Here is a 21780-nt window from a genome sequence, read left to right on the forward strand (position 1 = left end):
AATAGCCCCAGCTTTTATCCAAAGAAAAACAATGCTTCAATCGCAAGAAAAATTCCAATCAGCAAAATTTTGCCTAGTGGATTGTAAGGATTGATTGCCCAGCCAAAACCAAATTTTTTGGATGATACCTGCAGTTTTGTAAAGAAAAGATTAAGCGAGAGCCTAGCTCTTTTGCTCAGTTTCTTTTTGGTGTTATTGTTTAATAATCGTTTGGATAATGAACTACGATAAATTTCACGATATTGTTTGTTTGATTGTCCCAATTATGATTTCTAGTCGAAAAATAATGGGCCGAGTCTCCAGGATAAAGCTGGTAGATTGTGTCTTCGATCATTAAGGTCAAGATTCCTTCTAGGACATAAACGAATTCTTCTCCTTGATGCGGATAAGGGGCAGGTAGTTCACGATTTTCATGAGGCATGATTTCGATCATTTTTGGTGCGATCATTTTATCTTGTGGAAAGGAACTTAATTGTTTATCGATCATATTATTTAATTTATGGATCACAGGCTGATTGTACCCGCGAACGATCGGCTCGATCTCAGCTTCTTCTTCAAAAAAGAAATTGATCTTTACTTTGAACAAAGTTGCGATAGTTGATAGATGTTCTACTGCAATGGTGGTGATTCCGCGTTCAAATTGCGATAAAAAGCCTGTAGATAGACCCGTAGCTTCGGAAAGTTGTTTGAGTGTCATCCCGCGCTCGTTGCGCAGATTTTTCACTTTTTCGCCAATATTCATCGGCATATACCTCCTTCTTATTAAAGTTTTCTTCTGTTTAGTATACCTGAAATATAGCGGGAGTTCTAATCATCATTTTGGTGAAAAAAGAAATAAAATAAAAAACAAAAATTCACAATAGTGAATAAAGCGCTTGCAACTGTCTAGTGAGCACTCTATAATGAAGGCGGGAGGGAAGCACGTGAAAAAGACGACGATTTTTAACATTCAGAAATTTTCGACTCATGATGGGCCGGGGATTCGTACGACAATTTTTTTCAAAGGGTGTCCCATAAGATGTGAATGGTGTCACAATCCTGAAAGTCAGGTATTTGCGCCAGAGATCATGTTGAACAAATACGGCAAAGAGGAACTGATTGGCAAAGAATATTCCATTCGTGAATTAGTAAAGAAAATTCAAGCAGATCAAATTTTTTATGATCAATCAGGCGGCGGGGTGACGTTTTCTGGTGGGGAAGTAATGGCACAAAATATGGATTATGTTTTGCCATTAGCTAAAGAGTGCCAACGGTTAGGAATTACAGTTGCGATCGATACTTGCGGAGTCGCACCGACTGAGAACTATCGTCAGATTTTGCCTTATGCTGATTTATTTTTGTACGATTTAAAGTTCATTGATTCACATACTCATCAACTGTATACCGGAGCTAATAATCAGTTAGTTTTAGACAATTTACGTTTCTTATCAGCACAGCAGACAGAGATCAATTTACGGCTGATTTTATTAGATGAAATTAATGCCGATGAGGTTGCAGCAAATAGAATCATTGATTGGCTAGCTGAAGAGGAAATTCATGTGAATGAAATTTCTTTATTGCCTTATCATGACTTTGGTCGGGATAAGTATGAACGTTTGAAACGTATTTGCACACAAAATTTTAGCAAACCAGCAGAGGAACAAGTGGCAATGATCCAAAAACGATATCAAGATGCAGGGTATCGAGTAACGATTGGCGGCTAATTATTCAAAAGCAATAAAACTACATTCAAGGAGGAAAAGTAATGACGGAATTGACATTGGAACCGACTAAACGAGGGAGTACGGAACGAATCAAATATTTAAGAGAAATCAGCGACAAAAAATGTACTCCGAGTATTTCGATGGAACGGGCAGTTTTATTAACAGAAGCTTATAAGATGTGGGAAGGAACAGTTTCTGCACCAGTATTACGCGGACGTGCCTTTAAATACATTATGGAAAATCGAACGAACTATATTGAAAAAGGCTCATTAATTTTGGGTGAAAAAGGAGATAAGCCATGGGCAGCGCCAACCTTTCCTGAATTGTGCTGCCACACATTAGAAGATTTTGACAATATGCACAATCGCGAGAAAGTTTTTTTCCGGGTGAGCGAGGAAGATCGTCGGATTCAAGAAGACGTGATTATTCCCTATTGGCATGAGCGTGCGATGATGACACGAATGAATCGATTGTTGCCAAAAGAGTGGCATTTATTATTTGACGGCGGTTTGTACACAGAATTTTTAATGCAGCGAGGGCCAGGACATACCGTAGCAGATGGGAAAATGTATCAAAAAGGATTTGCTGATTTTAAAGCCGATATTCAACAAGAAATTGATCATTTAGATTACAACAATGACATGGAAGCTTTGAATAAGCGTGAAGAATTAGAAGGAATGAAGTTAGTTTGCGAAGGAATGATCATTTACGGCAAGCGCTACGCTGAACAATGTCGCAAGTTAGCCAAAACAGAAACTGATCCACAATGGCAACAAGAGCTGCTTGATTTAGCGGAAGTTTGCGATGTCGTTCCTGAGCATGCACCACAAACTTTCCGGCAAGCAATCCAAATGTATTGGTTCACTCACATCGGTGTAACTGTCGAAATGAATAATTGGGATGCGTACTCGCCAGGAAAACTTGATCAACATCTAGAGCCTTTTTATGAAAAAGATATCGAAGAAGGGCGTTTAACACGGGAAGAAGCGCGGGAATTATTGGAAAATCTTTGGATTCAGTTCAATAATCAACCAGCGCCCCCAAAAGTTGGTATCACCTTGAAAGAAAGTGGGACGTATACTGATTTTTGTAACTTGAATACAGGTGCGTTGCGTCCAGATGGGACAAGTGGAGTGAGCGATGTCAGCTATTTGATTTTAGAAGTGATGGATGAAATGAAATTGTTGCAGCCCAGCTCTAATGTCCAAATCTCACGTAAAACACCAGAGAAATTTTTACGCGAAGCATTGAAAGTATCACGCAAAGGTTGGGGACAGCCGGCGATGTACAATTCCGAAGCAATCTTGGCAGAGTTAAGCTATCTTGGAAAATCTATCGATGATGCTAGGGAGAGCGGGATTTGTTCCGGTTGTGTCGAAGTTGGTGTAGCTGGAAAAGAAGCCTATGTTTTAACCGGATACCTCAATATTCCCAAAGTTTTTGAATTAGCAATGAATCGCGGCTATGATCATTATACAGATAAACAAGTCGGTATCGATGTAGGTGATTTCACTCAAATGAAATCTTATGAAGAAGTTTTTGAGGCATTTTATCAAGAATTACAATATGTAGTGGATGTGAAAGTGGCGGGAAATAATTTGATTGAACGAATGTACATGGAATTTATGCCAGTGCCGTTGCTTTCAGTGATGTCTGACGACTGTATCAAAGTTGGAAAAGATTATAATGCTGGCGGTGCCCGCTACAATACTAGCTATATTCAGTGCGTGGGAATCGCGACGATCACTGATTCATTAGCGGCAATCAAATACAATGTTTTTGAAGAAAAAACGATGACGATGCAAGAATTATTGGCGGCTTGTGAAGCTGATTTCGAGAACTATGATGAAATTTATGATCGTATTTATAATGAGACACCTAAATATGGCAATGACGATGACGCTGCAGACAACTTATTGCGAGATGTCGCTGCTTCGCTGCAAGAAGTGATCGCAGGTCGTCCAACACCAAAAGGCTCAAAAACAGTGGTTGAATTTTTACCAACGACTTGTCATGTTTATTTCGGTCAAGTTATGGAGGCTTCACCAAATGGGCGCCACAAGGGAATCCCGTTGCCAGATGGGATCTCGCCAGAAAAAGGCGCTGATCGTAATGGTCCGACTGCTGTGATCAAGTCGGCATCAAAAATTGATCAGACCAAAACCGGCGGCGCATTGCTAAATCAAAAATTCACTCCGAGCGTGGTAGCCGGAGAAGCGGGAATAACCAATATGGCTTCACTAGTTCGCAGTTATTTTGCTTTAGATGGACACCATATCCAATTCAATGTAATCGATCGAGCAACACTTTTGAAAGCACAAAAACATCCAAAAGAATATGAAAACTTGATCGTACGAGTTGCAGGGTATAGTGATTACTTCAATAACCTTGAAAAAGCATTACAAGATGAGATCATCTCTCGTACGGAGCAAGCGTTCGGCTAAGAAGTCAAACTGCAGAATTTGACTAGGACAAGACAAGAAAATTTGCTTACCAAGTCATAAGAAAATTGTTGGATTCAAACAAGTTAAAGGACTGTGACACGTCTTTGTCACAGTCCTTTTTTCGAATAGACGGTACTATTAGTAAGATGTATCGATCTTGTTTAAAGCGTATATCGCAATGGAAGTTGCTGCGCTTGAATGTTTTCTAAGAAAGTTTGATCGTGTTCTACGATCAGCATCGTGGGCTTTACTTGCAATAAAAGGTCTTCTAATTGTTTCTGATTGAAGACATCGAGATAGTTCAAGGGTTCATCCCAAATATAGAGTTCGGCTTCTTGAGCTAAAGATTTAGCCAACTCCACTTTTTTGCGTTGACCCATACTCATTTCCTCAATTTTATTTTGAAAGACATTGCGTTCCATTCCTAATTTCCGCAAGTTGTTTAAAAAAGCAGAATAGTCCAACTGGTTTGCTTCAGCAAAATCTTGCAAATTGCCGTGATTGCTTTCATAATTTTGTCTTACATAACTGATTTTTGCAGTTGGCTGAAGTAAGTGGCCTTCAGCTTCGCCAGTAAAAGTTCCTAGCAGATAATGCAGTACGCTAGATTTTCCAATTCCATTTGGTCCGGTCAATGCGGTAATTTGACCGCGTGTTAATTCGAAGGAAAGTGGGGCAAAAAGTGTTTTCTCAGCATAATGTAACGACAACTCTTCTAGTTTTAGAAGCTGTCCATGACGGCTCGGCTGATAATTCATCGTTAAGCGATCAACATCTTCCAAATCTTTTAACAAGCGTTCTTTTTCTTCGATTTGATCATACATCCGACCTTCGATATTTTTTGAACGTTTCATCGTTCGAGCCGCTCGAGCACCGATGAAACCTGTATCATAAACGGCTCCGCTGCCCTTTTCTGAGGGTTTTCCGTATTTGTTCTTTTCTCGTGAACGGGACCATTCTGCTTTTTCGGCAGCTGTTTTTTTCAAACGGCCGATTTCTTTTTTGATCTTTCTATTTTGGGCAAGTTCAAACTCGTCTCGCATTTTCTTTTGTTCTTCATACGTTGTGAAATTTCCTTGATAGAGAACTAACTGACTTTTTTCAATTGCTAAAGTATGGTCTGTAACTTGATTTAAAAATAGACGATCGTGACTGACAACGATGAAACCTTCTTTGTGCTGCAAATAGTCAGCTACATGTTGCCGGCCTTGCAGATCTAGGTGATTAGTCGGTTCATCAATCAATGGAAAGAAATCAGCTTGAGTGAAAAGCAAAGCTAATAAAATTTTTGTCTGCTCTCCACCAGACAGTGTGTGGTATGGCTGCCAGAGCACTTGCGGATCTAGCTGGATTAAGTTCATTTCCCGTTCTAGTTCCCACAATTCAAAATCAGCAGCTTCTGATAAAGCGTAATAGGTTAGTTGGTCAGTCTTATCAATAGCTACTGGGAAATAAACCGGGTGCATAGGAAACTGAATTTCTCCTTGGTACGGGTATTTTCCTAATAGTAAATGCAGCAATGTCGTTTTGCCGCGGCCGTTTCGACCGACTAGTCCTAATCTCCAACTACTGTCAATCGTTAAATCAGCATTATCAAACAATAAATCAACCTGTTTATCAAAGCCAAATGTCAAATGTGTAATTTTAATTGTTGTCATAAATATATCCCTCCTTGTCCCCAATGGAAACAAAAAAATCCTAACCAATTTTCAGGAAAGGATCGGGAGAAAGTTGCTCTTTAAAGTGATATTTTTTTGAAATAATAAAAATATCGATAATTTTGTGCAGAACAGCCTTTGCTTAACCGGAAATCATCAGTGGATTTCCAATCAAATAAACGAGAGCCTGAACGACAAAAAAAGAGACCTACCTTTGAAACCCTAAGCCAATCCTGAAAATCTGCCCACTAATCCCATCAATACAAGTTGATCTAAGATCGGTTTGCAACTTCCAACATTCGCTTAGTTTTTCAATGGCATGATCCCTCGTTTCTATAATTAATAAAACCATTAAAACAAAATTTTTCAGCTTTGTCAAAAAAAACGGACGCAGCCGCTTCCCCAAACATGCTACGCCCTGGAGTGATCCTCGATAAACGAGGCGAAGAAAATATTTCTTCTGTTATTATAATAGCATATTCCAACCTAAATAATCCCTTTGGACGCTTGTGAATCAGTTCAGCTATAGTAGATATCAGAATATTTGGTACAATGAGAATAGAAATGGAGGTGGAGGGATGAACTATGCAGGAATTTACCATCGTCCCGAAAGTGAATTTGCATTTCTCTACACAAAAGATCAAATGCGGATTCGCTTACAAACAGCGCGTGATGAAATAAAATCGGTCGGCCTGATCAGTGGAGATTTTTATTTATTCTCAGAAGAATGGTACCGAGAACAACAACCGATGAGTAAAACGTATACAACAGATACTCATGATTATTGGGAAATTGAAGTGACCGCGCCACATCGACGGTTAGCATATGCGTTTTGTATTATTGATTTTTCAGGAACGAAAATTTTTTATACGGATCAAGGGATCTTTGAATACGAGGAAGATCGCTTGATGCGTGATTATCTTTATTTTCGGATGCCTTATTTTCAAGAAATCGATCGTTTCAAAGTGCCAGAGTGGGTAGCAAAAACAGTCTGGTATCAAATTTTCCCTGAACGTTTTTCCAATGGGGATCCTTCGAATGATCCAGCCGACGTTTTAGCGTGGGGAAGTGAAAATCCGACTCGCGAAAATTTTTTTGGTGGTGACTTGCAAGGTGTTATTGATAAGTTGGATTATTTGGAAGATTTGGGCATAAATGGGCTGTATCTTTGTCCAATATTTACCGCACCGTCGAATCATAAATATGATACGATCGATTATTATGAGATCGATCCGCACTTTGGTGATAAACAGCTCTTTCGTGAGTTGGTCGAAAAAGCTCATGAACGAGGGATTCGAGTGATGTTGGACGCGGTATTCAACCATCTGGGAGCAAGTTCGCATCAGTGGCAAGATGTAATTTTACATGGTGCGGCGTCTGATTATGCTGATTGGTTCCATATTGATTCCTTTCCGCCGCGGTATACAATGATCCCTCACTCAGAAAATGCCAAGCAGTTGAATTATGATACGTTCAATTTTAATCCTCACATGCCTAAATTGAACACCGCTAACCCAGAAGTTCAGAATTATTTATTGGAGATCGCAACTTATTGGATTCGTGAATTTGATATTGATGGTTGGCGGCTGGATGTGGCGAATGAAGTCGATCATCACTTTTGGAAAAAGTTTCATGAAGCTGTTTTGCAGCAAAAAGCTGATTTATATATTTTAGGAGAAATCTGGCACTCCTCTCAGCCCTGGCTGCAAGGAGACGAATTTCATGCTGTCATGAACTACGCGTTTACTGATCGCATCAAAGCCTTTTTCTTAGAACAATCGATCTCGATTTCACAAATGATCTTTGGGATGAATCGGCAGCAGTTGCTTTATCGGGATCAAACCAATGAAGTCAGTTTTAATTTGTTAGATTCTCACGACACACCGCGAATCTTAACAATCTGTCAAGGCGATAAGGCCTTGATGAAGACGGTATTGACCTTTATGTTCATCCAAAAAGGAACACCTTGCATTTACTATGGTACTGAAGTTGGAATGGAAGGCGGGATGGATCCTGATTGCCGCCGCTGTATGGTCTGGGAAGATCAAGATGAAGAACTGTACAATTTTTTCAAAAAGTTGATCGCCTTGCGTAAACAATTTTATGAAGTATTCAGTTATGGTACGATAACCTGGCATTATGACGATGATAAAAAACTTTTTTCACTGACACGAAGTCACAAAGGAAAGACTTTGATTGCAACATTCAATGAAGGGACTACAGTAGAAATCAAAAAGACCGGTCACTGCCTGCTTGGACAAAACTATCAGGAAGAAACGGCGTATCAACTGCTGCGCCATGGATTTGTGATTGAAGAAAGCAGCGCTACGGATCCGATTTGAAAAAGATCAAACACGATTTGTTGGAGAAGATTCTGACTAGAGGAGATAATCCAAACGAAGCCTGTTTTTATGGTATAGTAAGTGCATCAGTCAAGAGTTGCGGAGGAAAATAATGAATAATAATGATTTATTATTACGGCTAAGATATGCTCTAGATATCAAAGATTCTGATATCATCAAAGCGTTTCAGTTGGGCGGTATGGATGTTTCTAGAGAAGAAGAAAAAGCGATGTTGACAAGAGTAAGGAATCAAGAAGTTGAAGACAACGACGAATTTGAAAAAAATATGTATGTAAAAATGATCAACAATAAAGTGTTGGATACTTTTTTAAACGGTTTTATTATAATAAAACGCGGGGAGCAAAAAAATAAACCAACGCAATCCGTGCAACCAAAAAGTACTGAGATCCGACATATCAATAATATTTTGTTGAAAAAGGTAAAAATTGCGCTGGCGTTGACTAGTGACGATATGCTGGATATTTTAGCAGCAGCTGAGGTGTATCCTTCAAAGGGCGAGCTAGGTGCGATTCTACGAAAAGAAGGACATCGTAATTTCAAGCCTTGCGGGGATAAGTATGCGCGAAATTTTCTAAAAGGATTAGCTTTGTGCTATCGGGATTAAAATAGAATCAAGAGGCTGTGGCAAATATTTGCCACAGCCTCTTTTAGCTAATAAGTTTATCTGTGATCTGTTTTGAAACAAGGCAATTTTAAAGGTTAAGTCATCGCGCACATATATGTGCGTAATAAAAATATATAAACATCTTATTGACTTTATATAATCCGCGTATTAAACTGTTGATAGATCAAATAAAACTTTTTAAGAGGAGAATTTCATGAATCGTTGGGTTTATTTATTTTCAGAAGGTTCAAAGGAGCAAAAAGGTTTATTAGGCGGAAAGGGCGCTAACCTAGCAGAGATGACAAAATTGGGTCTACCGGTGCCGACAGGTTTTACGGTAACAACAGAAGCCTGCTTATATTATTTAAATAATGGAAATCAATTGATCGATGAAATAAAAGATCAAGTTATGGCAGCAGTTGAAAAATTGGCTGGACAAACAGGTAAGAAATTTGATGATTTGGAGAACCCGTTGTTGGTCTCAGTCCGCAGCGGCTCAAAATTTTCAATGCCGGGAATGATGGATACTGTTTTGAATTTAGGTCTGAATGATCAAACCGTTGCCGCATTAGCTGCGAACAGTCAAAACGAACGCTTTGCGTATGATTGTTATCGCCGTTTGTTGCAAATGTTTGGCAATGTTGTGATGGGGATGGATACTAGTGATTTTGAAAATCGGATCACTGCGCTAAAGAAAGCAAACGGGCTGACCTTTGATACAGAATTAACAGCAGACCATTGGAAACAAATTGTAAGCGAGTACAAAGAGATCTATCGTGAAAAATTACAGCGAGAATTTCCGCAAGATCCAATTGAACAATTGTATTTGGCAATCGAAGCGGTCTTTGGCAGCTGGAACAATCAGCGTGCAAAGACCTATCGTCGACTACATGACATCAGCGACAATCTAGGAACAGCTGTGAATGTTCAAGAAATGGTATTTGGAAACTTTGGTGAGAGTTCAGGAACGGGTGTAGTCTTCTCACGCAATCCTTCTCTAGGTGATCCTGGTTTGTTTGGAGAATACTTGATCAATGCGCAAGGTGAAGATGTCGTTGCCGGTGTGCGCACACCAAAACCTATTCAAGTATTAGCCGATGAATTGCCAGAACAATTTCAACAACTAAAAAGTATTTGCGAAAACTTGGAAAAACACTATCACGATATGCAAGATGTCGAGTTTACGATCGAACGGGAAAAATTATTTATCTTGCAAACTAGAAACGGCAAACGAACATCAAAAGCAGCTTTAACGATTTTGCTAGACTTTTATAAAGAAGGAATCATTGATGAAAAAGAATTAGTCAACCGAATCGAAGCAAAAGATTTAGAAGCGGCCTTGCATCCAAACTTTGACGAAGACGCCTTGAAAAAACGCGAATCCTTCTTATCCGGATTAGCAGCTAGCCCAGGTGCTGCAACAGGAGCGGCATATTTCACTGCCGAAGCAGCTACTGCGGCAAAAGCGCGCGGAGAGAAAGTCGTATTAGTCCGTGAAGAAACATCGCCAGAAGATATTGAAGGAATCGCTGTCAGTGAAGCAGTGATCACTAGTCGCGGCGGGATGACTTCTCACGCGGCAGTCGTGGCTCGCGGAATGGGGATCTGTTCGGTCGTTGGGTGTGAACAATTAACTGTAGTTGCAGAAAATCGAGCAATAGTTGGCGACAATGTCATCGAAGAAGGAACGATTTTATCGGTCAATGGATCGAGCGGGAAAATTTATTTTGGCGAAATTCCGATGGAAGAATTGAGCAATATGGTGGCATTAGATGAACTGCATACCATTTGGGAACGGCATGCGGCAATCAAGGTACGCGCGAATGCCGAGACGCCTAAAGATATCAAAACAGGAATGGCTTTAGGTGCTGTCGGTATCGGATTGGCACGGACAGAGCATATGTTTTTTGAAAAGAGCCGCTTGCTACAATTTCGTCAATTGATTTTAGCAGATAGCTTAGCAGAACGCTTAGAAGTTTTGGAAGATTTGAAAAAAGTACAAAAACAAGACTTTAAGTTTATGTACGAAGCTGCGAACGGTAAAGCGACGACGATCCGGCTGCTTGATCCACCGTTGCATGAATTTTTACCAAAGGGTGCGGATGAATGCCGTGAAGTTGCCAAAGACTTAGGGAAAACATTTAATGAAGTGAAACGGAAAACAGATAACCTGGCTGAAGTCAATCCAATGTTAGGCTTCCGTGGATTACGTTTAGGAGTAGCCTATCCAGAAATTTATCAAATGCAGGCTGAAGCGATTATTGAGGCTGCTTGCGAAGTGATGCAAGCAACAGGTCTTAAGATCCAGCCTGAGATTATGATCCCATTTACCATCGATGCAAAAGAATTTGCTCGAGTTCGTTCAGCGATTGAAGAAGCGATTCAAAAAAGTCTTGAGGAGCAAAAACAAGTGTTGGAATATCAGATTGGTACAATGATCGAGATCCCAAGAGCTTGCTTTGTTGCTGACGAGATTGCTGAATATGCAGATTTCTTCAGTTTTGGAACAAACGACTTGACCCAAATGGCATTAGGGTTGTCACGTGATGATTCGCCGCGGATCATTAATCAATACATGGAAAACGGTATTTTTGCAGACGATCCGTTTCAAGTGTTAGATGAAGCCGGAGTCGGAGCATTGATGAAACTAGCAATTGAACGCGGCAGACAAGTCAATCCTAACTTGAAAATCGGTGTGTGTGGGGAAGCGGCTGCCCATCCGAAATCAATTGCCTTTTTAAACAATTTAGCGATCGATTATATTTCTTGTTCACCATTTAGGATTCCGCAAGCGAAGATGACGTTGGCACAAATGGCGTTGAAAGTTTAGGATAAAATCAGAATAAAAAAACGATAATATGAATTTTTGATTAAAGAATAATATGATTTAAAAAAGAGATAGTCTTTTATCAGGCTATCTTTCTTTTGTTATTCATAAACAAAAAAAGGAAAGAATAAATTAGCTAAAGATAACAAAAAAATGAGAAAAAATACGATTAAATGAACGAAATATAATTTGTAAACGAATACAACCTTCGTTATACTTCATATAGGGTTTGAATATGTCATGTCATAATAGAACAGTTTTATTTTTTACAGCTTGAATAACAAAAAATATTTAGGAAAAAATATTATTTTTAATGAAAATCAGTTTATTTCTTCTAAATGATAGTTTTCCCACAATGACTTATGAATAAGATTACGGTATAATGTCAACTTGGGAGGTGAAACAAACTGCGGAATTAGGAATCATAGAATAACATTTAAGTGTTCATAAGCGGTCTTTTCCGTTGATTGTTTTAACGTAGTACATTCTTAAAAAGGACCAAGGATTTATCTTTTGAAAATAGTTATTCTAAGCTGTCAAAATTTGAAAACGATATTTGGACATGATCTTTCTAATGAATCTAACAAGTTTTCGAACTTGTTACAAAAAAAGAAAGCAGGGATTAAACAATGACAATTGATTGGCAAAAAGAAGTAGAAGCACGCAAAGATGATTTACTAAAAGATTTAGGTGAACTTATCAAAATCAATAGTATTCGCGATGTGGAACATGGAACGAAAGAAGAACCGCTAGGACCTGGACCAGCTGCCGCTTTACGCAAAGTATTAGAATTCGGTGACCGCGATGGTTTCGTTACAAAAAACATCGAAAACGTAGCCGGCCATATCGAATACGGAGACGGCGAAGAAATGTTTGGACTGTTAGGTCACGTTGACGTAGTTCCTGTCGATGACAATTGGGATACTGATCCTTTTGAACCAGTCATCAAAGACGGCAAATTATATGCTCGCGGCTCAGCCGACGATAAAGGACCTTCGATCGCTGCCTACTATGCAATGCGAATCATCAAAGACCTAGAATTACCAATCTCTAAAAAAATTCGCTTTATCTTCGGAACAGATGAAGAAAGCGAATGGGTTGGGATCCATCGCTACATGGAAGTTGAAGAAATGCCGAAAGTTGGTTTTTCTCCAGATGCACAATTTCCAATCATCAACGGTGAAAAAGGTATCTTATCTTATGAAGTAACTTTTGCGCCTAAAGCTGATGCAAAAGCTGGCGACTTTGATCTTGTAAGCTTCAAATCAGGTTTGCGGACAAACATGGTGCCAGGAGATGCAACTGCTGTTCTTAAAGTGAATGATGAAGCTAAAGTTGCTGACATGAAGACGGCTTTTGCAGCATTCATCGAAAAATCAGGTGTAAAAGGTGAATTTACTGAAAACAATGGTGAAATTACGTTAACTGTGATTGGTAAAGCTGCTCATGCGCAAGAACCAAAATTTGGTGTAAACTCTGCAACATTCTTAGCAACATTCTTAGTGGATTACAACTTAGACGGCAACGGTGCACACTACGTTCAAACAGTTTCTGAATTTATGCACCTAGATTACAATGGTAAGAAATTAAATGCTTACACAAAACATGATGTAATGGGTGAAACAACTTCTTCAGCAAACTTATTTGATTACAGCCAAGAAGGCGTTAAAAAAGTAACATTGAATGTTCGTCATCCAGAAGGTATCACTAAAGATGATATTTTAGCTAACATGAAAGAAGTTCTTAAAGCTGCGGACGTTTCAATCGAAATCATCGGTGACGTGAAGACGCCGCACTATGTTCCAGCAAGTGATCCATTAGTGAAGACATTATTGGATGTTTATGAAGAACATACTGGACTTGATGGTCATGAAGAATCAATCGGCGGCGGAACTTATGGCCGTATCCTAGAACGTGGTGTCGCATACGGCGCAATGTTCCCAGGAGAAGAAAATGTAATGCATCAACCAAATGAATTTATGCCTATTGATAGCTTGTTCAAAGCAACAGCTATTTATGCTGACGCAATTTATCGCTTAGTTAAATAGTCGGTAATGAGAGGATACGGAATCCTGTCTTTACGGGATTCCTCATCTCATTGGGGAAAAGATAGTAAGGAAGGAATCTCAATAATGAAAAAACTCTCAAAAGACGCTTTTGGCGGAATCAACGGCAAGGACTATGTCCCGTACGTTGCAGAAAAACCTAAAAAATCTGGTTCAACAATCATTTTGATTTTAGGTATTTTCTTGGCAGCACTATTTGCTGCATCAACTGCTTATTCAGGTATGAAAGCCGGTTTGACTGTAGCTGCAGGTATTCCAGGCGCAATTATTGGATCAGGGCTCGTTGCTCTGTTTGTAAAACCTAAAACTATTTTAGGGAAGAACTTATTACAATTAATGTCAAGTGGTGGGGAATCTGTAGCCTCAGGGATGATTTTCGTATTGCCAGCGGTTATTTTAGTCGGCGGTAAAGTAAACTTCATCCAAGGTGTTGGTCTTGGTATCGGCGCTGTTTTACTAGGTGTAGGTGTATTTTCACTTGTTCAAGATTATATGTTAGTCAGCGAACACGGCAAATTGGTTTATCCAGAAGCAATGGCTATTTCTGAAACATTAGTCGCTTCTGATACAGGTGGCGACTCACTTAAATACATGGGTATCGGCTTTGGTATCGGTGGGGTTTTAACTGCCTTGACAGGATCGGTTTTCGGTGTAATGAACAATGTGATCAGCTACGTGAATGAAAGCTTCTACAAATGGAAATTTGAAACAGAAGTTAACCCATTGTTAGCAGGTATTGGTTTTATCGTAGGGATGGATGTATCTGTCTTGATGTTTGCTGGTTCAATCTTAGCAAACTTCGCAATCGCACCATTACTAGGCTACTTCATGGGAATGGCAGACAGCAGTGCACATATCTGGGACAATGCTTCTCAATTATTAAGTGCTTCTGATTTTGCAGTTATTTCTGGTTCATATGTTAAATACATCGGTGCGGGTATGATGATTTCTGGTGGATTGATCGGTGCGATCAAATTGATCCCAACCATCATCTCATCAATTTCTGCAACCTTAAAAGGTCGCAAAGACGGTGTTGAACAAGATGGCGGCGGTATGTTGCCGTTGATCATTGGTGCAGTTGTTGGTATCATCATGGGCTTTGTTATTACAGGAAGCGTTGCAATGGCATTAATTGGCGGAATATTGTCAATCATCTTAAGTTTCTTATTTGTTATCGTTGCAGGTCGTTTGACTGGTACGATCGGTACATCAAACTTGCCAGTATCTGGTATGACAATCGCTTCAATGGTTATCTTAACATTAGTTTTTGTTATGATGGGCTGGACAACAACTGAAAATACGCAACAATTATTATTGTTTGGTACATTTATCGTATTAGCAATTTCTGTTGCAGGTGGTTATTCTCAATCACAAAAAGTTACTTTCGTAATGGGCGGAAACTTCTCAGAAGGTCGTCGTTACTTCTTGATTTCAAACATTGTAGGTGTGGTTATCGTTACTGGTATGATGGTCATCTTAGCACCACAATTAGCAATCACTGGTTCTAACCCTCCATTTGGATTGCCACAAGCAAACTTGATGGCAACATTGACTTCAGGAATCATGTCTGGTTCACTTCCTTGGCACATGGTTATTGCTGGGGTTGTAATGGGAATCGTCTTACACTTCATGAAAGTTCCAATCATGACATTTGCGATTGGTTTCTACTTACCAATTTCAACAACTTCAATCATTTTAGTTGGTGCATTGATTCGTAAATTAATCGATGTTATGAACAAAAAAGAAACAGAAGAAGTTGCTGAAGAACGGATCACTTTAGGTGTCAGCTTGTCATCTGGTCTGATTGCTGGTGGTTCAATCATCGGTTTGATCGGAATCATTTTACAAATTACTGGTATCGTAACTCCAGGATCACCAACTGGTTTCTTAGGATCTAACGGTGCGGCATTCTTACTATTGGCAATCTTAGTTGTTGCGATCATTGTTCCATTGTTAAGTGTGAAGAAAGTGAAACACAATGACTAGTGAACAGTCGAATGCTGTAAGTCCTGAAACAGAAGTATTATTGGACCGAGTTTATCGGCAAAAAGAAGACCTGCATTATGAAGTACGCGATGGCATCGTCTTTGTCATTACGGAACAAAATGCTTGGATACAACGAGTCTTACGTAAGATCCATTACAAGATTCCGGAAACTTCTGAGATGGAACTCGACAAATACGGCAGTTTCATTCTGCAACAAGTCGATGGGCAAAAAACAGTTAGAGAAATTGGCGAAAACCTTGGTTCTGCCATTGAAGAGGCCAACAATCAATTGTATGATCGACTATTGATTTATTTGAATCATTTAGAAAAGAATGAAAAATATATCGAATTAGTTTAAAAAAATCCTCCAAGTCTTTGCTTGGAGGATTTTTTATTTCTCATAACAAAACAGCCCGTCTAGTAAAAGTAATCGTTTTCATTAAACTTTAACCGAACTTGGCGGCAGTCTTTGTTATAATTATTTTATCATCAGAAAAAAGTAAGAATAAAGGAGCGAAGTAAATGAAGATCAATCAATTTGGTTTAAAACGTGTTTCATTTGACGAAGCAAAAAAAGAATTGCTGGCAGCTGGTTTTTTAGCGAGTGATTCTCCTCAAGATGCGACGAAATTATGGTTTAGATTTTTGCGAAAAAGTTTTTTGAACGTCCATGATGACAGTAGTTTTATAAATAAACTCGGCAACTTTTTAGCAGATGAAGAAACGGACTTAGCGACATTCTATCGATCAGGAGATTCCTTGACTAAAGAAATCTTTTATACAGTGGGCATGCAATTATTAGAGTTTGAACCGGCGATTGATTTTGAGCCGAAAGAAGTGCTTGCTGAAGCTGAGAAAATTGGTGTTCCGCTTTTTGCTGGAGAGTTTGCTAGTGAGGAGACCGTCATTGAAGCATGGTATCTATTATTGACAAGTCATACTAAAAATGGCCTGAACTACTTAGATAAACTTGCTTCAGAAGGCTATTATGAGAACAATCCAGTCAGTAAACCATTCTTTTTCAATGGGAAGGCACAAGCAGTTTTTGATACCACGCGCTTGATTCGTGAGGTCGTGTATGTGGAAGCGCCATTGGATACGGATAAAGATGGAAAACGGGATCTTTTAAAACTAGAAATTTTGCGTCCAGCTGAAACAGAAGCAGGCCTGCAAGTAGCGACTTTATTTACTGCAAGTCCGTACAGCCAAGGAGTCAATGGATCCGCCGGTGAAGAATTGACTTATGATGTCAATGTGCCGTTGGAACGCAAGGAGCCGACTGAAACGACGTATGCCGAAATCCAATACAAACCAGAACCGATAGAATTACCAGCAGAACGAGAAGTAAGTGGCCAAGCAACACACGCGACAGAGACATTCAGTCGCGAAAATAATCACAGCTTGAACGACTTTTTCTTAGCACGGGGATTTGCTATTGTATATGGCGCGGGGATCGGTACTCGAGATTCTGATGGGATCCAAACTTGTGGTTCTGTCGAGCAGACAACGGCGATGGCAGCTTACATTGAATGGCTGGCCGGTAATCGTCGCGCCTTTACAAATCGAACGGACAATATTGAGATCAAAGCATGGTGGAGTAACAAAAAAGTAGCGATGACCGGTAAATCATATCTTGGGACGCTGGCAACGGCTTGTGCGACTCGTCAAGTTGAAGGATTAGAAACGATTATCTCTGAAGCGGCGATTTCTAATTGGTATCAGTACTACCGTGATAATGGGTTAGTCATCGCACCGGGAGGATTTCCTGGAGAAGACGCTGATGTTTTAGCAATCGAAACTTTCAGTAAAATGCGTAATGCTGGCGATTACTTGCATAGCAAGAACTTTTTCTTGGACTACTTAAAAGAAATGGCTGAACTGCAAGATCGGAAAATGGGGAATTATAACACATTTTGGGATGAACGGAACTATTTGCCGTTTATCAAAGATATCAAGTGTGATGTTGTGATGGTTCATGGGCTCAATGACTGGAATGTAAAACCGCGACAAGTGGCAGATCTATGGGATGCATTAAAAGAGGTGCCTGTTGCGAAAAAATTGATTTTACACCAAGGACAGCATATCTATATCAATAATATGCCTTCACTGGATTTCCAAGATATGATGAACTTATGGCTGAGTCATAAATTATATGGTGTAGAAAACAACGCCAAGGAACTTTTGCCAGACATCGTGTATCAAAAAAATACAGCACCTGAAACGTGGGCGACTTTAGACGATTGGGCACCAGTTAGTGAAAAAGTTTATTATTTGGCTGAAAAAGCATTATCAGAAACTAATGCAACTGGTTCAGTCACATTTAATGATCGACTGCCAAAAGAACAATACGAAAGCTACACCAAAAATGTTGCTCTATGGGAAAAAGAATTGAAAACGGTAGGGCCAATGGAGAATCATCGCTATTTAGCCAAAACTAAAGGTTTGGATCAAGCGATTTTCTTAAATGGTCGCCCTAAAGTGAAAATAAAAGTCGCTTCAAGTAGCGATTTAGGAATGTTGAGTTTTGAATTGATCGACTTTGGTCCTGCTAAACGCTTGAAACCAGTTCCGGATGTTTTAGTGCCGCATGGGTTACCGCTAGGCAGAAATTGGCGAGAAGACAATTTAGTAGAATTTAAACTCGGTACAGAAGATGAATGTAAACTGATCACTCGCGGGCACATCAATTTACAAAATCGTGAAAATGCTTGGAAAGTCGATGACTTGAAAGCAAATGAGTTTGTAGAAATCGAACTCAGTTTGCATCCGACGATGTATCACTTGCCGGCAGGCCGTCAAATTGGGTTAGCCGTTTATGGAACTGATTTTGGAATGACTGTCCGCGGCAATCAAGATATCATGTATACAATCGACTTGGCAGCATCACAATTGATCTTGCCAATCGGTGAATAGAGTAAATTATCTCAAAATTGGGTCATTATCCAGTTTTGAGATTTTTTGTGCTTTTCAGGCGGCTAGTTTTTTTCAAAAGGAATGCTATACTAAGAAAAAATGAAAAAGGTGTTGAGTATGAAAATCAAGGGAGTCATATTTGCTTGTTCAGCGGGGGCTCTGTGGGCAGTGTCAGGAATTATGTGTCAAATTTTGTTCAAAGAGTATTTAGTTTCGCCTGAATGGCTGGCTAGTACACGTCTTCTAGCAGCTGGAGGTTTGCTGACAGGAATTAGTTTTTTTCAGCGAAGTGTTCCACGAAAAAATTTTTCATCAAAAGATTTGTTGAGTCTAGTATTGTTCTCTTTGATTGGAATGTTAGGAGTACAGTACACATATTTTAAAGCGATTCAATATAGCGGTGCGGCGATCGCAACGATTTTGCAGTTTACAGGACCGATCTTTATTTTTATTTTTTTAGTTTTACATAAAGAAAAGCGGATCAACCTTAGAGAAACTGCTTTATTGATTGTGACTTTTATCAGTGTTTTTTTGATCGTGACAAAAGGAGAGGTTGAAACGTTGAATATTTCAGCGGCAGGTTTTGTGATGGGGATTGCATCGGCGATCACACTAGCTTTTTATACAATCCAGCCGCGAAAATTATTAGTGAAATATGGTGAAACACGTATCGCTGGTTTAGGTATGCTGATTGCTGGACTAACCTTTCAATTGATTCATCCAATCTGGCGGCCAGACTTTCAAATGGATAGTTATTCACTTAGTTTAGTCAGCAGCATTATTATATTTGGGACAGCGTTGCCTTTTTTATTTCAATTGTCCAGTCTGCGGTTTATTGAAGCCTCGTTAGCGGGTGTGTTGACCGTAACTGAACCGATCTTGGCGACGCTATTGAGTGTACTACTTTTTAATAGTCAGTTTACAAAAATCCAGTTGCTGGGGTTTGTTGGGGTAATTATTTCAGTTATTTTATTGACACGCTTGTCGGATAAAAAAATCGTGCCAGAAGATGAGTTGACAGATTGAAAGTTGACGATATTTGTGGGGATAAAACTAGAATTATCAATAGGAGTTGTGTGTATGAAAGAACGAGTTGTCGTCTTTGGGGATGCAATCATCGCAATTATTTTGACCATTATTGTTTTGGAGTTGCCGATTCAAACGGCAGCAAATGGGATCGTAGATATTGTCTCATTATTGAGAGCTATCGGGATTTATTTTATTAGTTTTTGTTTTGTGGCAAATTTGTGGTTTCAGACGGGATATGCCTTTAATAAAATAGAGCAAGTAAAAAATAAAGAACTAGTCATTTATTTACTATTATTATTCTTTTTGTCATTGGTTCCTTCTGCAACACGGTTGCTGATCGAAGATACGACCAAACAAACACTTTTGATCTATGGGGTGTTGACGCTTATCGTGACAGCTGTGATGCGTCGGTTGATTACGGCCTTAACAAAACAAGCATTGAAAGAGGATCATCAGCGGAAACACCGAATCGCTGAGCTGAATAAGCAAGACGCTTTGTCGGTAGTTCTTCGAGTAATCATTCTAATTTTTGGCCTTTTTTTCATAAAACCGGTATTGATTATTTATTTGGTCTTACCTATTATGGCTTTTTTACAAAATATCGTGGATCGTGAGGAAGATAATCTACTCGCGTCATTGGATAGCCAACAACAAGCAGATTATTTTCAAGACCGAAATCAAGTCTGGGGCAATTCGATGCGGCGCTATTCAACATTGCTGCGAGATTCAATGAAAGAGGGCAGTGAACAGGATCCTGATCGTTGGAAGCAAGTCATGGCTGTTTGGGAAGACCATATCGATAAAGAAATCAATGAACGAAAAGAGCATCTTCCATCACTAAATGGAAATGAAAAGCGGCGGATGGAAAGTGAAATCACTCGTTTAGAAAAACAAAAAGAGAAACTAATGATGCAAAAGGCATTAACCGAACAAAACAGAGGTCAGGAAAAGGGACTGAGAAAACAGCGGTTGAAGCAACGGAATTTCAGGAAATAGCGGATCACTCACCAAATACCAAGCCAAACGTCTTTGGCTTGGTATTTTTTGACTTCTTTTGTATAATGAACTATAAATATCGCAAGAGAGCTAGGTGAAGTAAATGGCACTAACGATGATCGAACATCCAATAAAAATGTATATTCGGCGTGATCTAGGTATCACTGTTGAACAATTTGGCAAACTTGCTGGGATTCCACAATCCACTTTAGCAACATGGATCAAACGCGATCGGCGCGTAGAAAAATTGCCGATAGATTTTTATAGTGCGTTGGCGACTGTACGCAAGCAAAAAATCGAGGTAGTTTATGGTGAGTTGTTAGAGTGGCAACAGCGGTATGATCGTTATAAACAAGAAAGTCTTCAAACGATTGCAGACGAGCAGCCGCTGTTTTCACTAGCGGCAGAAGAAGGGCGGAATATTTACCGGATTTATCGTACTCGGCAAATAGAAAGTCAGCTGCTTGAACCGTCTCGTCGCTTAAGAAAAGCGATTGATCAGTTGAATGCGCAACATTTCATTCAAGTAATGATTGAGATTTACGGGACAGTGGAAGTACCGCTACCGACTTGGATCGCAAAATCTTTTAATAAGAGTGAGCTGAAAGAAATCGGGCAAGCCTTTTACAATGAGTTATTGATGAAAGGATAAGCTTTGTGCTAGCAGTAGGCAGCTTGTACCATGAAAAATAACGTGCACTCCTTAAGTTAGATTTGTCCAACTTAAGGAGTGCACGTTTGCTAGTTAAAGCTCTTCTTTAATAGTTGCGGTGATCTTTTTTAAGCTATCTGTCATTTGACCAGAATGTTTGATAATATCAGATACCCGTAAGAAACTGTTTTTGTACATGGCCACCTCATGAAATTTTTTATATTTCTCTTCGATTTCATTAAAAGTGACGGGTTTACGGTCATCCTTTTCTACTGTTTCTGAACCATTCACATAATGCATCCCTAAAAAAGAGAGGGCATCATTGATTCCATCTAAAAATGCTTCGTATTCCTCTTGCCGGATCTTGCCGTCTGCTAAACGCTGACGCTGTTTTTCAATAAATAGTTCGATTACTTGTTCCACTCACAATCCTCCTGTCGCTATGCATTTTTCTTATTACTCATCATGATTATTGTACTATGAAACAAAGTATTTGTGTTATAAAAAAAATAAAAATTTTGGATAGCTAGAAAAACAGG

The 21780-nt window shown here is 39.4% G+C and carries 15 protein-coding genes; 12 read left to right on the forward strand and 3 right to left on the reverse strand.

What is annotated here, in order from left to right:
* Positions 1 to 199 precede the first annotated feature (199 nt).
* Complete coding sequence (locus FFM68_RS03410; RefSeq protein ID WP_137618033.1) at positions 200 to 742, reverse strand: helix-turn-helix domain-containing protein; 543 nt, start codon at positions 740 to 742, stop codon at positions 200 to 202.
* A gap of 181 nt (positions 743 to 923) precedes the next feature.
* On the opposite strand from FFM68_RS03410, the gene FFM68_RS03415 reads away from it, so the two are divergent.
* Both FFM68_RS03415 and hypD read left to right on the forward strand, forming a co-directional pair.
* The gene (locus FFM68_RS03415; protein ID WP_137618034.1) at positions 924 to 1703 is read left to right on the forward strand and encodes a glycyl-radical enzyme activating protein; all 780 of its coding nucleotides are present in this window, start codon (positions 924 to 926) and stop codon (positions 1701 to 1703) included.
* A 41-nt stretch (positions 1704 to 1744) separates the two neighbouring features.
* Entirely contained in the window at positions 1745 to 4147 is a 2403-nt protein-coding gene (gene hypD, locus FFM68_RS03420; RefSeq protein WP_137618035.1) for a trans-4-hydroxy-L-proline dehydratase, read from the forward strand.
* 161 nt (positions 4148 to 4308) lie between these two features.
* On the opposite strand, the gene abc-f is transcribed toward hypD, so the two are convergent.
* A complete protein-coding gene (gene abc-f, locus FFM68_RS03425) occupies positions 4309 to 5805 on the reverse strand; it encodes a ribosomal protection-like ABC-F family protein (RefSeq protein WP_137618036.1) in 1497 nt (498 codons plus the stop codon).
* A gap of 578 nt (positions 5806 to 6383) precedes the next feature.
* Between abc-f and FFM68_RS03430 the strand changes: the two genes are divergently transcribed.
* The 10 genes from FFM68_RS03430 to FFM68_RS03475 all read left to right on the forward strand — a co-directional run bounded on the left by FFM68_RS03430 (position 6384) and on the right by FFM68_RS03475 (position 21241).
* Positions 6384 to 8147 (forward strand): glycoside hydrolase family 13 protein, encoded by a 1764-nt coding sequence (locus tag FFM68_RS03430; protein ID WP_137618037.1) that lies wholly within the window; start codon positions 6384 to 6386, stop codon positions 8145 to 8147.
* Positions 8148 to 8259: 112 nt separating this feature from the next.
* The gene (locus FFM68_RS03435; protein ID WP_137618038.1) at positions 8260 to 8772 is read left to right on the forward strand and encodes a YehS family protein; all 513 of its coding nucleotides are present in this window, start codon (positions 8260 to 8262) and stop codon (positions 8770 to 8772) included.
* A 214-nt stretch (positions 8773 to 8986) separates the two neighbouring features.
* Entirely contained in the window at positions 8987 to 11602 is a 2616-nt protein-coding gene (gene ppdK, locus FFM68_RS03440) for a pyruvate, phosphate dikinase (RefSeq protein ID WP_137618039.1), read from the forward strand.
* 626 nt (positions 11603 to 12228) lie between these two features.
* Entirely contained in the window at positions 12229 to 13647 is a 1419-nt protein-coding gene (gene pepV / locus FFM68_RS03445) for a dipeptidase PepV (RefSeq protein ID WP_137618040.1), read from the forward strand.
* An 84-nt stretch (positions 13648 to 13731) separates the two neighbouring features.
* Positions 13732 to 15651 (forward strand): OPT/YSL family transporter, encoded by a 1920-nt coding sequence (locus FFM68_RS03450; protein ID WP_137618041.1) that lies wholly within the window; start codon positions 13732 to 13734, stop codon positions 15649 to 15651.
* Positions 15644 to 16009, forward strand: a complete 366-nt coding sequence (locus FFM68_RS03455) for a PqqD family peptide modification chaperone (RefSeq protein ID WP_137618042.1) — start codon at positions 15644 to 15646, stop codon at positions 16007 to 16009. The genes FFM68_RS03450 and FFM68_RS03455 overlap by 8 nt, the downstream gene beginning before the upstream one ends.
* A gap of 164 nt (positions 16010 to 16173) precedes the next feature.
* Positions 16174 to 18564, forward strand: a complete 2391-nt coding sequence (locus tag FFM68_RS03460; RefSeq protein ID WP_137618043.1) for a Xaa-Pro dipeptidyl-peptidase — start codon at positions 16174 to 16176, stop codon at positions 18562 to 18564.
* Positions 18565 to 18681: 117 nt separating this feature from the next.
* Entirely contained in the window at positions 18682 to 19590 is a 909-nt protein-coding gene (locus FFM68_RS03465) for a DMT family transporter (protein WP_137618144.1), read from the forward strand.
* Between the two features lie 54 nt (positions 19591 to 19644).
* Entirely contained in the window at positions 19645 to 20589 is a 945-nt protein-coding gene (locus FFM68_RS03470) for a TMEM175 family protein (RefSeq protein ID WP_137618044.1), read from the forward strand.
* A gap of 103 nt (positions 20590 to 20692) precedes the next feature.
* Positions 20693 to 21241, forward strand: coding sequence for a hypothetical protein (locus FFM68_RS03475; RefSeq protein ID WP_174784496.1), 549 nt, complete (start codon positions 20693 to 20695; stop codon positions 21239 to 21241).
* A 93-nt stretch (positions 21242 to 21334) separates the two neighbouring features.
* Here FFM68_RS03475 and FFM68_RS03480 read toward each other — a convergent pair whose 3' ends face one another.
* The gene (locus FFM68_RS03480) at positions 21335 to 21664 is read right to left on the reverse strand and encodes a hypothetical protein (protein ID WP_137618045.1); all 330 of its coding nucleotides are present in this window, start codon (positions 21662 to 21664) and stop codon (positions 21335 to 21337) included.
* Between the last annotated feature and the right edge of the window lie 116 nt (positions 21665 to 21780).

The sequence above is a fragment of the Enterococcus xiangfangensis genome, from assembly GCF_005405365.1.
GTDB lineage: Bacteria > Bacillota > Bacilli > Lactobacillales > Enterococcaceae > Enterococcus_A > Enterococcus_A xiangfangensis.